This is a genomic window from Megasphaera sp. (assembly GCF_047831605.1).
Lineage (GTDB): Bacteria > Bacillota > Negativicutes > Veillonellales > Megasphaeraceae > Megasphaera > Megasphaera intestinihominis.
Map to the genome: position 1 here is coordinate 2237895 of NZ_CP181255.1, position 22592 is coordinate 2260486.

Below are 22592 nucleotides of genomic sequence, written 5' to 3' on the forward strand. Positions count from 1 at the left end.
GGCCGTCCTGCGATTCAGGATATCGTGTACTCATATTGTTAACCTTGATACAAACGAAATAAAGTTGACTGCAATCGCCGCAGCGAGTATAATAATCCCATAGTTCACAATAAAAATAGGGAGTGGGTTGACAATGAATACGATAGCAGCACTGACCGATAGCATTATACAGGGGTACCGCATCCAACGCGGCGATGATTTATCGATTTTCCTGGAAGCACCTTTGGAAGAATTGCAGCAGGGAGCCGGCGTTTTACAGCGCCATTTTTGTGGCAATCATATTGATTTCTGCACCATCATCAACGGCCGCAGCGGCCGCTGTGGGGAAGACTGCAAATACTGTGCCCAGTCGGCCTGCCACCATACGGGCTGCGAAGAATACGGTTTTCTGGCGAAAGAAGAAATCCTGGCCAACGCCAAGGCCAATCAGGATGCCGGCGCCAACCGCTTTGCCATCGTCACGTCGGGCCGGGCTCTGACAGGGTCGGATTTTGAAAAAGCCCTGGATACGTACCGCACGATGAAGCAGACGCTGCACATCGACCTCTGTGCGTCTCACGGCCTGCTGACGCCGGAACAGCTGCACCGCCTCCACGAAACGGGCGTGACCAGTTATCACCATAATATCGAGACGTCGCGGCGTTTCTTCCCATACATCTGCACGACCCACACTTATGACGACCGCATCCGCACCATCAAGGCCGCTCAGAAAGAAGGACTCTGCGTCTGTTCCGGCGGCATCATCGGCATGGGGGAAACCTGGGAAGACCGTCTGGACATGGCCATCAGCCTGGCCGAAATGGGCATCCAGTCCATTCCAGTCAACGCCCTCATGCCCATTCCCGGCACGCCCCTGGAACATCGGCCCCAACTCGACGGCCGCGATGTCCTGCGGACCATCGCCTTCTTCCGCTTCATCAATCCTGAAGCCAACATCCGCCTGGCTGCCGGCCGCAAACTCCTGCCGGAAAACGGCGCCACGGCCCTGCTCCACGGCGCGTCGGCCTCGATTACGGGCAACATGCTGACCACGTCGGGCTCGACCATCGCCGAAGACATGGCCATGCTCCAGCGCCTGGGCTTGACTAATTCGTAGGTCGTAGGCCGTAGATCGTTCGTCGTTGATGGTACGATTAAAAATCATAACTAATACGACGAACGATGAACGAAAAACGTTTGAATCTGCGAGGGCTATGTGCATGATAGTCTATACTGGTGTATGACAAGCCCTGCACTAGCCTTCATCCTTTGTCTATGATATAATGTTAGGGATATAGAAACATACATATACTTTTCAATGAGGTGATTATCGTGGCAAAACAGATTTTTGTTACCGGTCATAAGAGCCCGGACACGGACTCCATTTGTTCTTCCATTGCCTATGCAAAATTAAAACAGTTACAGGGTATCGACGCTACGCCGATCCGCGCTGGCGAACCGAATAAGGAAACGGCCTTTGCCCTGAATTATTTCCACGTCGCTCCGCAGCCGCTGGTCAAGGATTTCTACGTCAAAGTCAGCGAAGCCGTCCACACGGAAGTAGAAGCCCTTCCGGTTAGCGCCAGCCTGAAAGATGCTGCCAAATGGTTCGCATCCCACGAAAGCGATGTCGCTCCCGTTGCCGATAACGGCCAGTTCGTCGGCGTCATCGAAAAAGGCCAGCTCGCCGATGAATTCGTCAAGACCGTCATGGGTGAAGAATTGAGCACGGTCAAAGCCTTGGCTCACGATCCGGAATTGTTCTTCAAGCCGACCGATAACGGCCATGATATCCCGGCTGATGGTAAATACGCTGTCGTCGAAAACGGCAAATACGTCGGCATGATCTGTGCAGACTGTGTCGCTGCTGTCGAAAAACAGCAGGTCATCCTCGTCGACCACAACGAAAAGAAACAGATCATCGACGGCATCGACGAAGCATCTATCGTCGGCGTCATCGACCATCACCGCATCGGCGGCACTTTGGAAACAGCCGGCCCTATTTCCATCCTCTTCAAACCCGTCGGCTGCACGGCAACCATCGTAACGGGCTTGTATGAACAGGCTAAGGTCGACATCCCCAAAGACATTGCCGGCCTGCTCTTGTCGGCCGTCATTTCCGATACGGTCCTCTTCCGTTCGCCGACCTGCACGCCGGCTGACCGCGAAGCTGCCGAAAAATTGGCCAACATCGCTGGCGTAGACGTCGAAAAATACGGCATGGAAATGCTCAAAGCTGGTGCCAACGTCTCCGATTTGACGCCGGACCAGATCGTCCACAACGACATGAAAGAATTCTCCAGCGGCAATACGACCTTCACCGTTGCCCAGGTCCAGGTCATGGATACGACGGACCTCCTCGACCAGAAACAGGTCCTGCTCAACGCCTTGGAAAAATTGCGCGCTGAACACGATTACGCCGCTTCCTTCCTGATGATCACCAGCATCATCGACGAATCGACGAACCTCATCTTCGCCGGTAATATGGACGACGTCGTCAGCAGTGCCTTCGGCAAGGACGTCCTCGATAAGGAAGTCTACCTGCCCAAGGTCATGAGCCGTAAGAAACAGGTCATTCCGCCTATCCTTTCGGCAATGAAATAAGTGATGATTTTCAGAGGCCCCATCGACACGGTGTGGGCCTTTTTATCTATAAAGGGGAAGAATGCATGAATCCTATTTTTGATACCCTCAACGACCGCCAGTGCGAGGCCGTCAAGCATACTGAAGGGCCGCTGCTGATCACGGCCGGTGCCGGATCGGGCAAGACCAAAGTCCTGACCTGCCGCATTGCCCATCTCCTGGAATTAGGCGTCGCGCCGTACCGCATCCTGGCCATTACCTTTACCAACAAGGCCGCCAAGGAAATGAAGGAACGTGTGACCAACCTCGTCGGTGCCCAGGCCGACAGCATCTGGCTGAGTACGTTTCACTCGTTCTGCGCCAAGCTGCTGCGCTTTGAAATCGACGGCTTCCATGGCTATACGCGCAATTTCACCATCTACGATTCGTCGGACCAGTTGGTCCTGGTCAAGGACTGCCTGAAAAAACTCAACCTCGACGACAAGCAGTTCACGCCGCGCTCCGTGTTGGGGACCATTTCATCGGCTAAGAACGTCCTCATGGATGCCAAGGCCTTTGCGGCGAAAGCCTCCGATTTCTACGAACAGAAAGTCGCCGACGTCTACGCTCTGTATCAGGAAAAATTGCGGGAAAACAATGCCGTCGATTTCGACGACCTTTTGTTCCTGGCCGTGCGCCTCTTGCAGGAAAACGAGGAAGTCCGGGAAAAATACCAGTCCCGGTTCCAATATATCCTGGTCGACGAATATCAGGATACGAACCATGCCCAGTATGCCCTGACCAAGATACTGGCCGCCCGCTGGCGCAATATCTGCGTCGTCGGCGATGCCGACCAGAGTATTTACGCCTGGCGCGGTGCCGATATCCGCAACATCATCGACTTCACGCGGGACTATCCCGATGCGGTGTCGATCAAACTGGAACAGAACTACCGCTCGACGAAGACTATCCTCCATGCGGCCAATGCCGTCATCGACAATAACGAAAGCCGGCCCAAGAAGACCCTGTGGACAGAGAACCCGACGGGGAACAAGATCATCCATTACCAGGCCCAGACGGAACACGACGAAGCCGATTATATCGCCGGCGTCATCTACAATCGCCATGAAATCAGCCATGAACCGTATGGCGACATGGCCATCCTCTTCCGGACCAACGCCCAGTCCCGTGTCCTCGAAGAAAAGCTCATGCGCTATGCCATTCCCTATACCATGGTCGGCGGCACCAAGTTCTATGACCGCAAGGAAATCAAAGACGTTCTGGCCTACCTGCGCCTGCTCTATAACCCGGAAGACAGCCTGAGCCTGACGCGCATCATCAACGTGCCCAAGCGCAACATCGGTGCGACGACGATGGAACACGTCGCGGCCTATGCGGAAGAACAGGGCATATCCTTGTTTGAAGCCTTGTCGTCGACCGATGAGATCCCCGTCACCAAACGAGCCCGGACATCGTTGGAAAACTTTGCCGCCATGATTTTCGACCTCCTCAACGACATCGAAGGCAAAGATGTCTTGAGCCTCATCGAAACGGTCATCAAACAGACTGGCTACGGTGATATGCTCGATAAAGAAGCGGAACACGACCCGCAAGGCGAAAGCCGCAAGGAAAATGTCGGCGAATTCCTGTCCGTCGCCAAAGATTACATGGACAGCAATCCCGACGGCAACCTCCAGGACTTTTTAGAAAACGTCGCCCTGGTCAGCGATGTCGATGATTTTGAAAGCAGTGATTCCAAAGTGACCCTCATGACTCTCCACGCCGCCAAGGGGTTGGAATTCCCTGTCGTCTTCTTAACCGGCCTCGACGAAGGCCTGTTCCCACACAGCCGGACCCTGCTGGACCCAGCGCAGGTCGAAGAAGAACGGCGCCTGGCCTACGTCGGCATTACCCGGGCAGAACGGCAGCTCTACGTGACCAATGCCGTCACGCGGACCATGTACGGCCGCATCTCGGCCTATATGCCCAGCCGTTTCCTGGCCGAAATCCCGCCGCAGTTCATGGAAGACTACCATCGCAAGAGCGCCATGCCCCAGAGCCGGACGACGGCGGTCCCGGGGAAACAGCGCGTCTCCATCCTGACCAAGCCCGTCGCGTCGAGCCTGCCCAAGAAACATGCCGTGACCGACACCTTCGCTAAAGGCGACAAAGTCCGCCATAAAATCTGGGGCATCGGCACCGTCCTCGACGTCATCGGCGAAGGGCCGAACATGCAGATGAAAATCCAATTCCCGACCAAAGGCGTCCGCCAAGTCGTCGTAAAATACGCCCCCTTAGAAAAAATATAGCAAGGGCCTTCGTAGGGGTCGCCATGTGGGCGACCCGCCACAGAACGTGTGAGGAGATCCTTTTCGGATAAATGGAACCGATTTTCAGGAATAAAGGAGGAACCTATGGATACTGAAAAAGCGCGTCTCTTGGAGCTGCGTAAGAAAATAGATGAATTGAGTTATCAATATTACACCCTCGACAAACCGACGGTGACTGATTATGAATATGATATGATGTACCGGGAACTGGAAAACATCGAAAAAGCCCATCCCGACTGGGTCACGCCCGATTCGCCGACGCAGCGCGTAGGCTCCAAGATTTCCGGCGGCTTTGAAAAATACACTCACGACCGGCCCATGCTCAGCCTGGGCGACGTCTTCAGCGACGATGAATTGCGGGAATTCGACCAGCGCGTCCGCGATGACCTGGGCGGCGAAGATTTGGAATACGTCGTCGAACTGAAAATCGACGGCCTGGCAGTCAACCTCATTTACGAACAGGGCCAGTTCATCCGCGGCGTCACCCGCGGCGACGGCGTCGTCGGCGAAGACATTACCAACAACGTCCGGACCATCCGCACCATTCCCCTGCACATCGCCAGCGATTCGCCGCACATCGAGATCCGCGGCGAAGTCTACATGCCCATTACGTCGTTTGAAGCCCTGAATCAGCAGCGCCGCGATGACGAACTGGAACCTTTTGCCAATCCCCGCAACGCCGCCGCCGGCTCACTGCGCCAGCTCGACCCGCGCATTACGGCCCAGCGCAAACTGGCTTTCTTTGCCTACGCCTTGGGCGGAAACAGCGGCATCACCATCGAGAGCCAGGAAGAACTGCTCCAGGCCTTGGCCCAGTTCCATTTCCAGGTCAATCCGGAATACCGCAAGTTTACGGACATCGAAGACGTCATTACCTTCATCCACAGCTGGGACGACCGCCGCGACAGCCTGCCTTATGCGACAGACGGCATGGTCGTCAAGGTCAATTCCTTTGCCCAGCAGGCCCGCTTGGGCAATACCGTCAAGATTCCCCGCTGGGCTATTGCCTATAAATTCCCGCCTGAACAGGCCAAGACGAAAGTACTCGGCATTTCCGTCAGCCTCGGCCGGACAGGCGTCCTGACGCCGGCAGCCGACCTCGAACCGGTCCACCTGGCCGGGACGACAGTCAAACGGGCGACGCTGCACAATGAGGATTACATCAAAGAAAAAGACATCCGCATAGGCGATACCGTCGTCATCCAGAAGGCCGGCGAAATCATCCCGGAAGTCGTCCGCTCCCTGCCGGAACTGCGCGACGGTTCGGAAACAGTCTTCACCATGCCGACGACCTGCCCGGCCTGCGGCAGCCCTGTCGTCCGCCGCGACGGGGAAGCGGCCTGGCGCTGCACCAACCCTGACTGCCCGGCGGTCATCGGGGAAAAGATCGCCCACTTCGTCTCCCGCGATGCCATGAACATCGACGGCCTGGGCGACGCCATCGTCCAGCAGCTCCTGGCTCAGGGGCTCATTCACGACGTAGCCGACATCTACGGCTTGACTAAAGAAGAACTCGTCGACCTCGAAGGCTTCGGCGAAAAATCAGCCGATAACCTGCTCAAAGCCATCGAAACGAGCAAGTCCGTCGGCCTGGCCCGGGTCCTCTTTGCCTTGGGCATCCGCTTCGTCGGAGCCAAAGCCGGCCGCGTCCTGGCCGAATCCTTCGGCTCTGTCGACGCCCTCATGAAAGCCAGCACGGAAGACCTGACGGCCATCGACGACATCGGCCCGCGCATTGCCGACAGCATCGTAGCTTATTTCCACGATGCCAAGAACCAGGCTCTCATCGAAAAATTGCGCGCCCACGGCGTCGACATGACGGCGGAAAAGAAGACCCTCATCAATACGACCTTTGATGGCGAAATCGTCGTCCTCACAGGAAAATTACAGATGTTCAGCCGCAAAGAAGCCGAACAGGCCGTCGAAGCGCGAGGCGGTAAATGCACGTCGTCCGTCACCAAGAAGACCACCCTCGTCGTCGTCGGAGCCGACCCGGGCAGCAAATACGAAAAAGCCAAGAAACTGGGCACGCCCATCATCAGCGAAAGCGAATTCAAAGAATGGCTCGAACGCTAAATAAGCCACCTCTCAGTCAGCAGAGCTGCCAGCTCCCCTACAAAGGGAGCCTTAAGCCTCTCCTCATAGGCCCTTTTTGGCCCGTCAGGTGCTGACCGTAGGGAAGCGCAGGGAAGCGCAGGGCGGTTGCCAAAACGGAGAGCCGAGCTGGAGGTGGCCCAACGGGCCGGAGAGGTTGCTTGTACTTTCGCAGGCCGCCGGTCGCAGTTCGCAGTTCGCAGGCCGCCTCGGACTCAGATGCCGCTGTGCGGCGACAGACTCAGACTAACAACGACGCTTCGGGAAACCCTCCGCGCGTAGCGGGCCGCCCTCTGGGACGGCCCCTACGGATGCCGCGGCGCGGCGACAGTAGAAATGCCCCCGGCTGGGGCGTAGGGGTCGCCGCGTGGGCGACCCGCCACAGAACGAATGGGAATACCTAAACAGACTGAATGGAGATGATTTTATGCGTGCTATGGATAAAGTAATGAAAGAATTACATGCATTTATTGCTAAGAAGGCTCCGAACGGTGTTAAGAGCGAAGAAGAGATGCAGCAGATTATTGAAGAATTCATGATGCAGCATAATGAGGCTGTCCAACACTTGCAGGACTTTTTGCAGGAGAATGGGCAGGACGATACAGTACCAGCCGATGTCTATGATTATTTAGACTTAGCTGAGCAGGCGAGCCGAAAAAAAGACAAACGGGAATATTTGGCTAAAGCAGCCGAACTGGAGCCGGATAATGTGGAAGTCAAACTGGCCCAAGCTGAATTGGATTCAAAAGGCCCCCTGGATATGCTTGAAATCCTTCCGGGCATGATTGCAGCCGAAGAAAAACGGTTAAAAGATCAGGAAATTTACCAGCGTAGCAAAGGTGATTTTTGGCTGGACTTTGAAACACGGCCTTATATGATGCTGCTTCAAGAATACTTGTCGAACTTGATTGAATGTGGTATCCACAACAAAGCCATCCAGATAGGGGAAGAAATGCTTCGCCTCAATCAAAACGACAACTTGGGAATCCGTTTTCTGCTGATGCCGCTGTATGCTAAAATGTGCAATGAAATGAAGGCTTTGAAACTGTATAAACGGGGAAAATACGAACAAAAGAGTTCCTTTTATCTCTTGGCCTTAGCCTTGTTGTACTTCAAACTCGGCGATTGGCCCGAGGCGAAATCATACTTGGAAACCTTGAAGCAGGAATACCCTATTACGAAAAAGCTCATCCGTTCCATTAAAAAGGGTGACCAGAGCATCTTCCAGCCCTACCTTGACAACCCGCCATACGCCCCATTTTCCGATGAAGAACTCATCACTGCCTATCTGACGAACTATGCCATTTACGCAACCGAACCGTACTTCTTCGGCTGGGCCGACGAAGCCCTCATCGTCCATCGTAAAAAGAAGAAATAAGCAGTTCCTGATAGGAAAGGTAGTCCAACGGCTGGAGAGGCTGCTTGTAGTTTTGCAGACTGCAGGTCGCAGGCCACCGCGGATTCAGATGCCGCTGCGCGGCAACAGACTCAAACTGACAACGACGCTTCGGGAAACCCTCAGCTCGTAAAAGATGTTCCCGGCTGGGGCGTAGGGGTCGCCACGTGGGCGACCCGCTACAGAACGAGTAGATGGATCCGTTTCAGCTTTCTCTTTTCCTGTTTTGCGGCCGTCGCCGGGACCGGTTCAAGGCCCTGCTCTGGCAGGGTGATGGTTTCCTGCTCCTCTACAAACGCTTGGAAAAAGGAAGGCTGCAGTGGCCAAGGACACCTGATGAAGTCCGGGAACTCACACCACAGCAGTACCGCTGGCTCATGGAGGGGCTGTCTGTTGAACAGCCTCGGGCCGTGCAAAAGATTACGCCGAAAACGGTTTTGTAAAATAGCCGAAACACTGCATAAACGCTAGGGTTTTCGGCTGTTTTATGGTATAATAGATTTATCACAAATCCGTAAGATTGAGGTGCCGTATGACAGATATCCGTGAACAGGAAATGCAGGGGAAAATCGATGAACTGACCGCGCAGAAAGCGTCTCTGGAAGCAGAGAACAAACAGCTGCGCAAGCAGGTCGAATGGCTGCGCAAGGCTCAGTTTGGCCGCAAGTCGGAAACCAAGAAAGTCGTGTACCCGGAAGAACAGATGAGCCTGTTCAATGAAGCAGAAACAGAAGCGAAACCCAGCGCTCCGGAACCGGAAATTTCGGTCAAGCCGCACAAACGCAAGAAAAAGGTCGGCCATCGTGAAGAATTACTGGCCAAACTGCCTCATCGGAAAATTGTCGTCGAACCGGAAACGACGGTCTGCCCGGAATGTGGCAGCACACTTTCGCCGGTAGGCGAAGAATTCATTCGTTCGGAAGTCGTCTACATCGCAGCCCGCGTGGAAGTGAAGGATTTCTATCGTAAAAGTTATGAATGCCGTACCTGCCGCAAGCAGGGACAGCCTGCCATCCTGAAAGCAGCCATGCCTCAGCCGGTCATCCCCCATTCTATCGCCTCACCATCGGTGGTCGCCCATGTCATGATGCAGAAATATGGCTATGCCCTGCCACTGTACCGCCAGGAAAGCGAATGGAAACGCATCGGCCTGGCCTTTTCCCGGGCCAATCTGGCTAACTGGATCATCATCGCTTCCAAAGAATGGTTGGCCCCGGTCTATGGACGGATGCATGAGATGCTCCTGGAAGAGCGCTGTCTCCATGCTGATGAAACACCTATCCAGGTGCATAACGAAAAAGGCCGTAAAAATACGAGCAAGTCATATATGTGGGTCTATGCCAGCACGGCTTTGAATCCCACGCGGAAAATCCGTTTGTTTGAATATGCGCCGACACGCAGTGCCCATTGTGCAGAAACTTTCCTGGAAGGTTTCTCTGGCTACCTGCTGACGGACGACTATGTCGGCTACCGTTCCATCAAGACAGCGGGGCATTGCCTATGCTGGGCCCATGCCCGACGGAAGTTCGTCGATGCCGCTCCGGCTTATGCTAAAGAAACGGATGGACTCGAAAACACCTTAGTCAAAGCGGGTATCGACCAGATCAGCCAGTTATTCGACAAAGAAAAAGAATATAAATCGCTCTCACCGGAAGAACGGTATGAACGACGCCTCGGGGAAGAAAAGCCTATCCTGAAGGCGCTCTTCGCGTGGGCAGAAAACAATGTCGACAAACTGCTGCCCAAATCGCCGCTGACAACGGCCATGAATTATCTCCTGTCGAACCGTAACGGGCTGACCTGTTACCTCAAAGACGGACACTGTGACATTTCCAACAACACCGCGGAAAACAGCATCCGACCTTTCACCGTTGGGCGGAAAAACTGGCTTTTCAGTAACAGCCCCAAAGGAGCCAAAGCCAGTGCCATCGTCTACAGCCTGATTGAAACAGCCAAAGCCAACGGCTTGGACCCCGAACGGTATCTGAAATACCTTTTTGAAAAGCTGCCGAATACAGCAAACTTCAAAGATACCGAAACCTTGGATCAATACCTGCCTTGGGCAACAAAGCCCCAGGAAAAGTGCAAAGAATAAATAGAATCAAAGCCCTAGACTTATGAAAAAAGGATAGCATAAGTCTGGGGCTTTTTCTATACACTGATTTATTTTCCGCTTACCAAGAATCTGCTTCGTAACCTCAATATCCGTCAAAGTATGGACGGCAGGAGCCGCTGGGCAGACAACATCATGATTGAACGTTGGTTCCGTAGCCTCAAAACGGAGCAGCTCTATCCGAACGAATATCGCACCCCAAGAGAGCTTCGACGTCTGATTAACCAATACGTAGATGATTACAACAACATACGGCCCCACGAGGCATTAGGCTACAAGGTTCCCAACGAGTTTTACTTTGCTTGCTTCGCTGCTTAGAATAATTCTGCTTACTGCCACTCTTAAAATTTTAGAACGTGGTCTTGACAAGGGGCCCATTATATAGTTTAGAATTACTTTCTGACTATTATGATAAAGGCGAACTTTTTCCGCAGGAAGTCAATGCTATTATTCACGAAATACATGCGAAAAAGGGAAAATAGCAGTGAATGTAATTGAAGCAGTATATATGATGCGATAAAAGCCATGAACTTTCTAGGTTCGTGGCTTTTTCAAGTTTCTGGGCATTACGAGAGACCAATGGATATCTTGCTAATTTGCCCTAGATATGATATATTGAACTTAGAATGTTTGTTCGTTTACTGCGTGGCGAAGCAGGTGAATAAAAATTCGTGATTTGGAGCGTGAATTATATGGATAATTTTGTGCATATACAAGGGTTGCATATTAAAAACTTTAACCTGATTCTGCAAGAAGTCTCCCGCCTCTTTAGGCGGTGAGATGAATTGCAGGTTTTTCTGAGGGTTCGATGCCCTCAGAAAGACAATTTCTTCATAATTTGTTTTGCAGTATAATCAGTAGTAAGAGAGAAAGGACTGATTATACTATGGAATTAGACAGTAACAACCATTCAGTGTTCTTACTCTATTACCATCTTGTTTTAGTGGTGAAGTACCGACGCAAAGTATTTTCTGACCCAATGAGCCAATATGCAAAAGATATATTCGTCCGCATAGGTTCATCATATGATATCACTTTGGAAGAATGGAACCACGACCAGGACCATGTACATATTATGTTTCGTGCCCATCCTAATACAGAGATATCGAAATTTGTCAACGCTTATAAAAGTGCCAGCTCAAGGCTCATAAAGAGATACTTCCCCGAGGTTAGGTGTAAGCTATGGAAGGACATGTTCTGGTCAAGAAGCTATTGTCTGCTGACAACCGGCGGGGCTCCTATAGCGACAATTCGCAAGTATATAGAAAGTCAAGGCAGGTGATGATAGTGAATAAGGCATACCGTTACAGGCTCTACCCGACAAGGGAACAGAAAATGATGTTTGCCAAGACCTTCGGCTGTGTCCGATTCATCTACAACAAGATGCTGAGTGACCGCATTGACTATTATAAGGAAACCGGCCAAAAGCTGAATAACACGCCTGCGCAGTACAAAGAAGAATTCCCTTGGCTAAAGGAAGTAGATAGTTTAGCCCTTGCCAATGCCCAAATGAACCTGAATAAGGCCTATAATAACTTTTGGAATGATAGCCAGCATTTCGGCAAGCCGCGCTTCAAGTCCAAGAAGAATCGTCGTGCTTCGTATTCCACGAACAACCAGAAAGGCTCTGTCCGAATCGAGGGCCATAAGGTGAAACTGCCGAAAGTCGGTTGGGTGAAATTATGCCAACATCGTCCCTTGCCGGAGAACAGTATCATAAAGACCGTGACCATCAGCAAGACGCCATCAGGAAAGTACTATATCAGTATGCTGGTGGAGTATGAAAACCAAATACTCCCTGTCATACCGAAGACCTTCCTGGGCCTGGATTTTGCGATGCACGGCTTGTATGTGGCTTCCGATGAGGATGAGGCTAAGTATCCCGATTTCCTGCGAAAGGCAGAGAAGAGATTGGCTAAGGCACAGCGAAAGCTATCCAAAAAGCTGAAAGGAAGTCACAACAGAGAAAAACAAAGGCTGCGCGTAGCTATTCTCCATGAGAAAGTGGCCAATCAACGGCGGGATTTCCTGCACAAAAAGTCCCGCTACCTTGCAGACCGCTATGATGCCATTGGCATTGAGGATATCAGCGTCAAAGCGATGGCCAAGCGGAAAAAGGGTGGCAAGTTCAGTTTTGGCAAATCCGTAACTGACAATGGCTGGAATATGTTCACGAACATGCTGGAGTATAAACTGGCTTGGCAAGGCAAAAAGCTTATCAAGATAGACAAGTGGTATCCCAGCAGCCAGCTGTGCCATGTTTGCGGATATCAGAACCACGAAACCAAGGACTTGTCTGTAAGGGAATGGGATTGCCCTAAATGTGGCAGTCATCATAACCGAGATAAAAACGCAGCCATAAATATTCGAGAAGAAGCCAGGCGGATATCAGCCTGACGTAATCCATAAAATACCGTGGGTCGCACGGGAATCTACGCCTGTGGAGAGAGTGTAAGCCGCCGCAACTCTTTGGAGTCCGTGGCGCTGTTCTCGTTGAAGCAGGAAGCTCCCGCTTCTATAGGCGGGAGTACGTTCACCTGGGGCGGTTTCCTCGCCGGTACGCTGATTGGCTCGTCGACGCATTCCGTCTATTACGATGACGAAGTGATACCTTTGACCTATGACGGCGTACAGTTCCTGGGGGCACAGCGCCTTTTGCTGACGAAAGGCGATAAAAATATGCTCATCAATCAGGAAACAGGGGCCTTTGTTGCGGAATTCCCGGCCAGTGTGAAATGGATGGCTTTCCTCCTCGACGATTATACCTGGTGCTGGAACGACAAGAAAGAGTATGCCATTGTCGACAGGAACGGTCAGGTCCAGTACCGTGCTGCCGCCGGCCAGATCCAGGACGTCAAAGGCTTCCGCAACGGCCTGACTCCGGTCAAGACAAAGACTGGCTGGGGCATCATGGATCATCAGGGCCAGTGGATCGTGGAGCCGCAGTATAAAGATATTACCATGGTGTAGGGATGGTTCTAAAGTAAGAAAAATGAGCCTGTCATATAAAGTTATTCATGACTTTGTATGTCAGGTTCTTTTTTGGTATAATTAGGTGTTGAATTTTACTGTGAGGAGTGATTTTTTTGAAAGGGATTGTATTAGCTGGGGGCAGCGGGACGCGGTTGTATCCGCTGACGATGGTGACGTCTAAGCAGTTGTTACCGGTATATGATAAGCCGATGATTTATTATCCTTTGTCGACGTTGATGTTGGCTGGGATTCGGGATATTTTGATTATTTCGACGCCGACGGATTTGCCGAATTTTGAACGGCTTCTGGGGGATGGGTCGCGCTATGGTATCCATCTGAGTTATAAGGTGCAGCCATCACCGGATGGATTGGCTCAGGCTTTTATTTTAGGGGAAGAATTTATCGATGGGGAACCGTGCGCCATGGTTTTGGGCGATAATATTTTCTACGGCGCAGGTCTGACCCGCCATTTGCAGCAAGCTGCGGCCAACACGGAAGGGGCCACGGTATTCGGTTATTACGTCGATGATCCGGAACGGTTCGGCGTCATTGAGTTCGATGAGCATGGCAAGGCGATTTCTATTGAAGAAAAACCGGCACAGCCTAAGACGAATTATGCCGTTACGGGGCTGTATTTTTATGATAAGCATGTTTGTGAATATGCCAAACAAGTCAAGCCGTCGGCGCGGGGCGAACTGGAAATAACGGATTTGAATCAGATGTACTTAGAACAAGGAAATCTCAACGTCGTCACCCTCGGACGGGGCTATGCCTGGCTCGATACGGGAACAGTCAATAGCCTGAGTGAAGCCTCGAATTTCGTCAAAGCCGTAGAAACCAGGGCTGGCATCCAGATTGCCGCCTTAGAAGATATCGCCTACGGCCACGGCTGGATCGACAAAGCCACCCTCATGGAAAGCGCCATCAAATATGGCAAGAGCCCGTACGGACAGTATCTGAAGAAAGTCGCAGAAGGACGATTTTTGAAGGATGCTTTTTAAAGGATTAAAAAGCAGCAGTTAGGGATTAGCTATTAGGGGTTAGTGTCTGATGGGTGTGTATTGGCAAGTCATTTTTTCTTTTTTCGTAAATGGAAGGGAGTAATGTACTATGCCAGTGAAATGTTATCAAGATTTGGTCGTTTGGCAAAAAGCGATGCGTTTGGCCCGGGAGGCATATCTTATTGCAAAAAAATTGCCGTATGAGGAGAAATTTGCGTTATCTGACCAGCTGCGGCGCTCAGCAGTTTCGATTCCCTCGAATACACGATATCTCCGACTAATCCCTAGCCCCTAACGGCTAACTGCTATAAATGAAAAAATGCGTAGTGTATGATAAGGAGGAACCCTAGAATGACTATAATAATAACCGGCGGTGCCGGGTTTATTGGTTCGAATTTTGTGTTTCATATGTTGAAGGAGCATCCGCAGGACCGGGTGATTTGTTTGGATAAGTTGACGTATGCTGGGAATTTGTCTACGTTGGCACCGGTTATGGATCAGGATAATTTCCGTTTTGTCAAGGCCGATATTTGTGACCGCAACGCGGTTTATCAGTTGTTTGAAGAGGAGCATCCTGATGTAATCGTCAATTTTGCGGCGGAATCGCATGTCGACCGGTCTATTGAGAATCCGGCGATTTTCTTGGAAACGAATATCATGGGGACGGCTGTCCTCATGGATGCCTGCCGCAAGTACGGTATTCAGCGGTATCATCAGGTATCGACGGATGAAGTTTATGGCGATTTGCCCTTGGACCGGCCGGATTTGTTCTTTACGGAAACGACGCCGATCCACACGTCCAGTCCGTATAGTTCCTCCAAGGCTTCGGCTGACCTCCTGGTTCTGGCTTATCATCGGACTTATGGCCTGCCGGTGACCATCAGCCGCTGCTCTAATAACTATGGTCCTTATCATTTTCCGGAAAAGCTGATTCCCCTCATGATCATCAATGCCCTGCATGACAAGCCGCTGCCTGTCTATGGGGACGGCCTCAATGTCCGCGACTGGCTCTATGTCGAAGACCATTGCCGGGCCATCGACCTCATCCTCCAGAAGGGCCATGTCGGCGAAGTCTATAATATCGGCGGCCATAATGAAATGAGAAATATCGACATCGTCAAATTGATTTGCAAAGAACTGGGCAAACCGGAAAGCCTCATCCACCATGTCACGGACCGTAAAGGCCATGACCGCCGCTATGCCATCGACCCGACGAAAATCCATAAAGAATTAGGCTGGCTGCCGGAAACGAAATTTGCCGACGGCATCAAGAAAACCATCCAGTGGTACTTGGACCATGAAGATTGGTGGCAGCCCATCATTTCCGGGGAATACCAGCAGTATTATCAGAAGATGTATGGGAGTCGAGGCTAGGAGACTCGACGCAGGCCGCAGTTCGCCGGCCGCAGGCTGTCTCGGACTCAGATGCCGCTACGCGGCGACAGACTCAAAGTGACAACGACGCTTCGGGATACCTTCAGCGCGTAGCGGGCCGCCTTATTAGGACGGCCCCTACGAAATCGCATTCAGGCGATGAAAAAATTATGCGGCTACACCGCATCTGTAGGGGCCGTCCCAAAGGGCGGCCCGCTGTGAACAGTTGGGAATATTTCCAAACTGTTCATATGGCATGCAGTACGTTATGCATCGCTATTCCGGACGGGCGCCCCGCGTGGCGCCCCTACAAAATCGTATAGAGGCGATGGGAAAAGAACCTCTCAGTCAGCTGTGCTGACAGCTCCCCTTCGCAGGGGCGCCTTTCATCGCAGGTCGCCGCAATCTTGCAGACCATAAGAAATACAAGGCCCCCAATCAGGGCATTTTTACGAGCCGAGGGTTACTCGAGGCGATGGTGTTACTTTGAATTTATTGCCGCGAAGCGGCATCTGAATCCGACGCGGCCTGCGAATGGCGAACTGCGGCCTGCAAATTGAATATGCTATGATAAAAAGGAACATGCATGAAGGGAGAGAACACATCCTATGAAAATATTTGTAACAGGTGTGAATGGCCAGTTGGGTCATGATGTGATGAATGAGCTGGCTTTGCGGGGGCATGTCGGTATCGGCAGTGATTTGGCTCCGGCTTACAGCGGTATGGCTGATGGGACGGCGGTGACGACGGCACCGTATGTGTCTTTGGATATTACCGACGCAGATGCGGTACGGCGTGTCATTTTGGACGTCCAGCCCGATGCGGTCATTCATTGTGCGGCTTGGACGGCTGTCGATATGGCCGAAGATGACGACAAAGTGGCTCAGGTCCGGGCGGTCAATGCCGGTGGGACGCAGCATATTGCCGATGTCTGCAAGGAATTGGACTGTAAGATGCTCTATCTCAGTACGGATTATGTGTTCAACGGGCAGGGGACGGAGCCGTGGCAGCCGGACTGCAAGGATTACCAGCCCCTCAACGTTTATGGCCAGACCAAGCTTGAAGGGGAATTGGCCGTTTCGCAGACGCTGGAAAAATATTTTATCGTCCGCATTGCCTGGGTATTCGGTCAGAACGGCAAGAATTTCGTCAAGACTATGCTCAATGTCGGTAAGACCCACGATACGGTCCGCGTCGTCAATGACCAGATCGGGACACCGACGTATACTTTTGATTTGGCTCGTCTGTTAGTCGATATGATTGAAAGCGATAAATACGGCTATTACCATGCGACTAACGAAGGCGGCTATATTTCCTGGTATGATTTTACCTGTGAAATCTACCGCCAGGCCGGCTATACGGCGAAAGTCATCCCCGTCACGACGGAAGAATACGGCCTGTCGAAAGCCAAACGACCCTTTAATTCCCGCTTGGACAAGAGCAAACTCGTCGCCAACGGATTTCGGCCGCTGCCTGACTGGAAAGATGCCTTGAAGCGGTATTTGGGGAATTTAGTGGCTCGTGGCTAGTGGTTCGTGGCTCGTTGACGAACGACCTACGATGAACGATAAGGGCGGCCTGCGAACGGCGACCTGCGGCCTGCGTTTACTTAAATTATGTTATAATAAAGGAAACATGCATGAAGGGAGATAAATATTAATGGGTCAGATAAAGGTTGAAAAGAATGTGGGCGGTATTGACGGGCTTTGTGTCATTACGCCAACGGTGCATGGCGATGCACGGGGTTATTTTATGGAGACGTATAATCAGAAGGATATGGAGGAAGCGGGGTTCCATATTAATTTTGTTCAGGATAATCAGTCCATGTCGACGAAAGGGGTCTTGCGGGGGCTTCATTTCCAGAAACATTTTCCACAGTGCAAGCTCGTCCGTGCTGTCCGCGGCAGTGTTTTCGATGTGGCTGTCGATTTGCGCCGTGATTCCAAGACGTATGGCAAATGGTACGGTGTCGAATTGACGGAAGAAAATAAGAAGCAGTTCCTCATTCCCGAAGGCTTTGCCCATGGGTTCCTGGTCCTCAGCGACGTGGCGGAATTCTGCTATAAGGTCAATGATTTCTGGCATCCCAATGATGAAGGCGGCATGGCCTGGAACGACCCGGAAATCGGCATCCAGTGGCCCCAACTCGTCGGCGAATATCAGGGTTCGCCCAGCGCCGCCGGCTATCACCTCGAAGACGGGACGCCGCTGAATCTGAGCGATAAAGACCAGCAGTGGCTGGGGTTGAAAGATACCTTTTCCTTCTGACTGCCTGAAAGCGGGGTGAGCTTCATGCAGAACATCATTGCTGTGATTTGGGATTTCGACAAGACTTTGATTGACGGGAACATGCAGGACCCGATTTTTGAGGAATATCATATTGATAAGGCGAAATTCTGGCAGCATGTCAATGCCTTGCCGGCGCATTATGCCAAGGAAGGCGTCAAGGTCAATGCCGACACGATTTATCTGAATCAGTTCATCAAGGACGCACAGAATGGGATTTTCAAGGGCCTTAATAATGAAAAGCTGAAGACCTTTGGCCAGAAGCAGAAGTATTATCACGGCGTCCCGGAAATCTTCAAGAATCTTCAGCGCGTCGTCGAAGAGAACCCCAAGTACCGCGAGTACAACATCAAGGTGGAGCATTACATCGTCAGTACGGGCATGTCGGCTATCATCAAAGGGTCGGCCGTCATGCCCTATGTTGAAGACATCTGGGGCTGCGACCTCATTGAAGGGCTCGATGCAGAAAAGCATAAAATCATCAGTGAAGTGGGCTATACTATCGATAATACGACCAAGACGCGGGCCTTGTTTGAAATCAATAAGGGCGTGCCGCAGCATCCGGAAATCGACGTCAATGCCAAGATGTCCGATGCCCTGCGCCGCGTCGCTTTCCCCAATATGATTTATATTGCCGACGGGCCCAGCGATGTGCCGGCCTTTTCGGTAGTCAAAAAATTCGGCGGATCGACCTTTGCCATTTATCCCAAAGGAAACAGCAAGGCCTTCCGCCAGGTCGAACAACTGCGGGAAGATGGCCGCATCGATATGTATGCCGAAGCCGATTACCGTGAGGGTACGACGGCCTACATGTGGCTGACCCACAAAGTCGACGAAATCGCCGAACGCATCTACAAAACAGAAAAAGAAAGCCTGGAAGGCGCCGTCTCGGCTGCTCCCAGACATTTGGTGTGAGGTGTTTGAGGCTTGATGAAAGGCTCTCCTAATAGGAGAGCTGGCCGCCAAAGGCGGTCTGAGAGGTTTCTCTTTAAAGTTAGGGATTTGGATGATTCTTCTAGCAAACAGGTCGGGAAATCGTACATATTCCGGTGCGGGCGCCCCGCGTGGCGCCCATACAGAAGAAGGGGCTGTTGCACGAAGGTTTCTGCCATCATGCGAGGCCCTGTTCGCTTTGTAGTTTGTAGAAGCTGGTTTCAAATTTTTAACCATCCACTAACCACTAGCCACTAGCTGCTAACCACTTAAAAGGGGCTGTCGCATTAAGCCATTTCGGCTTTGTGCGACAGCTCTCTTTTTTTATTCTATTTCATCGTTCTATTCTCTTTTTTTAGCTAAACGTAAAAAAGGTACACGAAACAGACCGGCCATCCAGTCGGCAAAAAACGTGTGCCTTTGCTATGTATATGGTTATTCAAGCACTCTTTTTCACTTTTTTTAAGGAATAAAGGTATGTCCCGAAATTGCCGGATTGCAGCTTGTGATGTAAGGTCAAGACATTGTGGGCCATTGCCAGTATGATGCTGGTTGCCAGGGCGTTCTCCGTTCCATGGCTCAAAAAACGCCGGAACGACAGATTCGCCTTGATGTCGGAAAAAGCGCCTTCAGACTGGATGGAACGGTTCATTCGAAGCATCTTCCCTGTAGGAGAACTGATGTGAGCTTCCATTTCGGCCCGTTGGGCTTGGAACCTTTTAGAAAGTTCTAATTGCTTCGTCCTTTTTTCCAACGGCTTCTTGCTGCGATTGCCATGAATGCATCCTTTCTTATAGGGACAGTCCGAACAATCCTCACAGACATAATGGCTTTTGCGTATTTTAAATCCCGTGCTGGTTGTTTCGGTCTTTTTCCCAACACAGGTCAGCTTACGGTGATTGTGGCAATAAAAGACATCATTTTTCGCATCATAGTCCATATTCTGGAATTTGCCAATATCTTTTTTGAAACGGCGTTTTTTCCGCTGCTCATGGTCGGACGGTTTGATGTAAGCATCATACCCCTGTTCGGCGAGCTTCGTGTAATTTTCTTCGCTTTCATAGCCGGAATCTGCAATGATACGGGTATACTGGAAAGGGAAATGCTTGCGAAAATCTTCGAGGAAAGGCAGCAGGGTGGTACAATCTGAAGTCTGCGGTCCGACAGTGACCCAGGTAACGAATCCAGCGTCCACGCTATATTGTACATTATATGCAGGCTTGACCTGGCCGTTTTTCATGGCGTCTTCTTTCAGATGCATGAAGGTGGCATCGATATCGGTCTTGGCATAGCTGTTCCGGTCCCCGCAGTAATGAAGCTGGACGGCGTACTCTTTTGTCTTATGCAGGAAATCCTTGGCTTTTTCAATGGCCTTTTGCAATGGCGTCTTACGATGGCCTTTGCCATGGACGAAAACGATGTGTCCTTCTCGTTGAAGCCGTTTTAATTTCCCCAACAGCCGCCGTAAATGGTACCGATGGACAGCGTGTGTATGGAGCACTTGGATGCCAAAGAGTTCCTGGGTCTTAAGAATAAAGCCCGGAATTTTTGCTAATACTTTGGCCTGCCGTTTCGTGACACTCTTCTTCCAGACAAAAGTGTATTTATTGGCAACAGATTCGATTTTTGTCCCATCGATGAACAAATTCTTCAGCGATAAGGCCCCGGCCTGAGCCAAGACGGCATCCATGTCGGCAAACAAGGTCCGGCTGCATGCCGCCATATGATGAGAACGGAAACGGGCGATAGTCGCATGATCGGGAACGGGTTTCCCTTCCAGCAGATATTGAAAATTCAAATCTCTCCGGCAAGCCGATTCAATACGACGGGAACTGAAAATCTGGTTCATGCTGGCATAAATAACGATGGCCAGTAACTGGCGTGGTGAAGCCTGATTTTTCTCGATACGAGAATACGTCTGGTACAGCGGTGATAAATCCATCCTTTCTATGAGCAGCTTCACTAACCGCACGGGATCGTCATCCGGAATCTGAAATGAAATATTCAAGGGAAGTGATAGTTGATAAGGCGCTTCCCATATTGTATAATTGACATGCGTATTTAGTGTCGTCATAACTCTATTTTACGCGCAATCCCGGGCTTTTTACAGTCCGGGATTTGTTTTTTTCAGATTTTTTTGTTCAGCCCTAATGGATACGGCTGCCTGGCCCCTGGCGGGTGACATTGCGGGAACGACCTCGGTCCGGCGCGGTCCGGGTAGGCCGTGCCGGATGCCGTGCGTGCTATTTGCGTCCGGCGTGCTGCTTTGTTTGAGCGCAGCGAGTTTCAGCACGCCAGCAAATGGCACTCTCGGCAAGAGGAGTGGAGCACGCGAACCAGCTAGGGGCCAGGTGGCCGATGCCAACCTCTTCAGAAGAATCCCTCAGACCGCCGTTGGCGGCCAGCTCCCCTTCACAGGGGAGCCTTTTGGCGCTCCTGCGCCTGATTTCCAGAGTCTATTGCGGCAAAGCCGCTTCTGAGTCCGAGCAAACCGTCCACGAAGAACGACCATAAAGCTATGATGTTTTTGCATACATAAAAAGAGCCTGTGCACGATTACGTGCGACAGCTCCTTTTCTATCTCCGCGGTGGCGGCCGATGGCCGTGGCGTGGCGGTGGTGGCGGGCGATGCCAGCCCCAGTCATTATAAAAAGGGCTGCCCCAACCCCAATTCCAATAGGTATCCATATAAAGCTGGGTCATGTAGGCGTTGTAGGCCATGCGCTGCAGGTCGGCCTGGGTGACGACGGAGATGCGGCGCGATGCCGTTTCTTTGACGTCGCCGACGGTCACGTCTGCCAGGATGTCTACTTGGCCCGTCTTGACGGGGATGATGGTATTGTCTTCTCCGATTTTGGCGACGGACTCATTCAGGCTCTTGGCCGTCAGGCCATTGCCCGGCGTCTGCAGGGCGACGATGCCTTTGCTGCCCAGGGCCAGGTAGCGCGGGTAGATGATGATGCGGCTCTTTTTCATCATTTTTTTAGCGCTGCCATAAATCAAGCCTTCGTGGGGCGTATCCATGCGCCAGACGGCACTCTTGTCTTTGGCGACTAAGTATTCGCCAATCTGTTCCGTCGTTTTGTCGTCATAGGCCCGGACACGGCGGAAGTACTTGTCCGTCAGGTCTTTGTCGACGCGGAAATAATAAGGCCTGGTTGTTGTGTCCAGCCCGGTCCGCTGGGAATCGATGGTCTGGAGCAGCGTCGTCACGTCTTTATAGGTCGAGCCTTTGGTCAGGTAATATTTGTCGATGATTTTACCTGTATGGCCGGCTAACGGATCCGTAGGCACACTGGCTTTTTCTGCTGTTTTTTCAGATCCTGTTTCGGTGGCCTGGGTCTGAACGGCCGCTTCGGCAGGTGCCGTTTTGGCCGTGTCTGCAGCCAGTCCTGTCAACGTCGTACACGTGCAGAACAAGGCGGCCAGGATAGCCTGTTTCCATTTTTTTCACGATACCACCTCCTCATGCCTTTACTATAGCGCGCCGCTGCGGCGAGCGTCAATATGCCGTAAAGAATCTTATGGGAAATGCAATTATTTGTTCAATT

General features: G+C 51.6%; 19 protein-coding genes. 17 read left to right on the top strand and 2 right to left on the bottom strand.

The window, feature by feature from the left end; genetic code table 11:
* The first annotated feature begins 133 nt into the window (after positions 1-133).
* The 17 genes from bioB to ACFWUB_RS10715 all read left to right on the top strand — a co-directional run bounded on the left by bioB (position 134) and on the right by ACFWUB_RS10715 (position 19023).
* On the top strand, positions 134-1096 hold the full coding sequence (bioB, locus tag ACFWUB_RS10635) for a biotin synthase BioB (RefSeq protein WP_302680869.1): 963 nt from the start codon (positions 134-136) through the stop codon (positions 1094-1096).
* A 215-nt stretch (positions 1097-1311) separates the two neighbouring features.
* Entirely contained in the window at positions 1312-2583 is a 1272-nt protein-coding gene (locus tag ACFWUB_RS10640; RefSeq protein WP_020724006.1) for a manganese-dependent inorganic pyrophosphatase, read from the top strand.
* A gap of 65 nt (positions 2584-2648) precedes the next feature.
* Entirely contained in the window at positions 2649-4850 is a 2202-nt protein-coding gene (gene pcrA / locus ACFWUB_RS10645) for a DNA helicase PcrA (RefSeq protein WP_416183945.1), read from the top strand.
* Positions 4851-4955: 105 nt separating this feature from the next.
* A complete protein-coding gene (ligA, locus tag ACFWUB_RS10650) occupies positions 4956-6947 on the top strand; it encodes an NAD-dependent DNA ligase LigA (protein ID WP_416183946.1) in 1992 nt (663 codons plus the stop codon).
* A gap of 466 nt (positions 6948-7413) precedes the next feature.
* The gene (locus tag ACFWUB_RS10655) at positions 7414-8343 is read left to right on the top strand and encodes a tetratricopeptide repeat protein (protein WP_416183947.1); all 930 of its coding nucleotides are present in this window, start codon (positions 7414-7416) and stop codon (positions 8341-8343) included.
* Positions 8344-8555: 212 nt separating this feature from the next.
* Complete coding sequence (gene tnpB, locus ACFWUB_RS10660) at positions 8556-8804, top strand: IS66 family insertion sequence element accessory protein TnpB (protein WP_416183948.1); 249 nt, start codon at positions 8556-8558, stop codon at positions 8802-8804.
* 113 nt (positions 8805-8917) lie between these two features.
* Positions 8918-10456 carry an IS66 family transposase gene (gene tnpC / locus ACFWUB_RS10665; RefSeq protein ID WP_416184374.1) on the top strand — a complete coding sequence of 513 codons (1539 nt, stop codon included), beginning with the start codon at positions 8918-8920 and terminating at the stop codon, positions 10454-10456.
* 153 nt (positions 10457-10609) lie between these two features.
* Positions 10610-10792 carry an integrase core domain-containing protein gene (locus ACFWUB_RS10670; protein ID WP_192814517.1) on the top strand — a complete coding sequence of 61 codons (183 nt, stop codon included), beginning with the start codon at positions 10610-10612 and terminating at the stop codon, positions 10790-10792.
* 568 nt (positions 10793-11360) lie between these two features.
* Positions 11361-11756, top strand: a complete 396-nt coding sequence (gene tnpA / locus ACFWUB_RS10675) for an IS200/IS605 family transposase (RefSeq protein WP_416183949.1) — start codon at positions 11361-11363, stop codon at positions 11754-11756.
* Positions 11756-12871, top strand: a complete 1116-nt coding sequence (locus ACFWUB_RS10680; protein ID WP_416183950.1) for an RNA-guided endonuclease TnpB family protein — start codon at positions 11756-11758, stop codon at positions 12869-12871. Before tnpA ends, ACFWUB_RS10680 begins: the two co-directional genes overlap by 1 nt.
* 96 nt (positions 12872-12967) lie before the next feature.
* Entirely contained in the window at positions 12968-13444 is a 477-nt protein-coding gene (locus ACFWUB_RS10685) for a WG repeat-containing protein (protein ID WP_416183951.1), read from the top strand.
* A gap of 116 nt (positions 13445-13560) precedes the next feature.
* Entirely contained in the window at positions 13561-14448 is an 888-nt protein-coding gene (gene rfbA / locus ACFWUB_RS10690) for a glucose-1-phosphate thymidylyltransferase RfbA (protein ID WP_416183952.1), read from the top strand.
* 109 nt (positions 14449-14557) lie between these two features.
* The gene (locus ACFWUB_RS10695) at positions 14558-14743 is read left to right on the top strand and encodes a four helix bundle protein (RefSeq protein ID WP_071601858.1); all 186 of its coding nucleotides are present in this window, start codon (positions 14558-14560) and stop codon (positions 14741-14743) included.
* 56 nt (positions 14744-14799) lie between these two features.
* On the top strand, positions 14800-15822 hold the full coding sequence (gene rfbB / locus ACFWUB_RS10700; protein ID WP_416183953.1) for a dTDP-glucose 4,6-dehydratase: 1023 nt from the start codon (positions 14800-14802) through the stop codon (positions 15820-15822).
* 608 nt (positions 15823-16430) lie between these two features.
* Entirely contained in the window at positions 16431-17351 is a 921-nt protein-coding gene (rfbD, locus tag ACFWUB_RS10705) for a dTDP-4-dehydrorhamnose reductase (RefSeq protein WP_292106094.1), read from the top strand.
* A 130-nt stretch (positions 17352-17481) separates the two neighbouring features.
* Positions 17482-18090, top strand: coding sequence for a dTDP-4-dehydrorhamnose 3,5-epimerase (gene rfbC / locus ACFWUB_RS10710; protein WP_020311701.1), 609 nt, complete (start codon positions 17482-17484; stop codon positions 18088-18090).
* 24 nt (positions 18091-18114) lie between these two features.
* Positions 18115-19023 carry an HAD family hydrolase gene (locus tag ACFWUB_RS10715; RefSeq protein WP_292298782.1) on the top strand — a complete coding sequence of 303 codons (909 nt, stop codon included), beginning with the start codon at positions 18115-18117 and terminating at the stop codon, positions 19021-19023.
* 457 nt (positions 19024-19480) lie between these two features.
* Here the strand turns inward: ACFWUB_RS10715 and ACFWUB_RS10720 are convergent, their stop codons facing one another.
* Together ACFWUB_RS10720 and ACFWUB_RS10725 are read right to left on the bottom strand one after the other, a co-directional pair.
* Positions 19481-21115, bottom strand: a complete 1635-nt coding sequence (locus tag ACFWUB_RS10720; RefSeq protein ID WP_292282715.1) for an IS1182 family transposase — start codon at positions 21113-21115, stop codon at positions 19481-19483.
* A 503-nt stretch (positions 21116-21618) separates the two neighbouring features.
* Positions 21619-22461 carry a hypothetical protein gene (locus ACFWUB_RS10725; protein WP_302680850.1) on the bottom strand — a complete coding sequence of 281 codons (843 nt, stop codon included), beginning with the start codon at positions 22459-22461 and terminating at the stop codon, positions 21619-21621.
* Positions 22462-22592 lie beyond the last annotated feature (131 nt).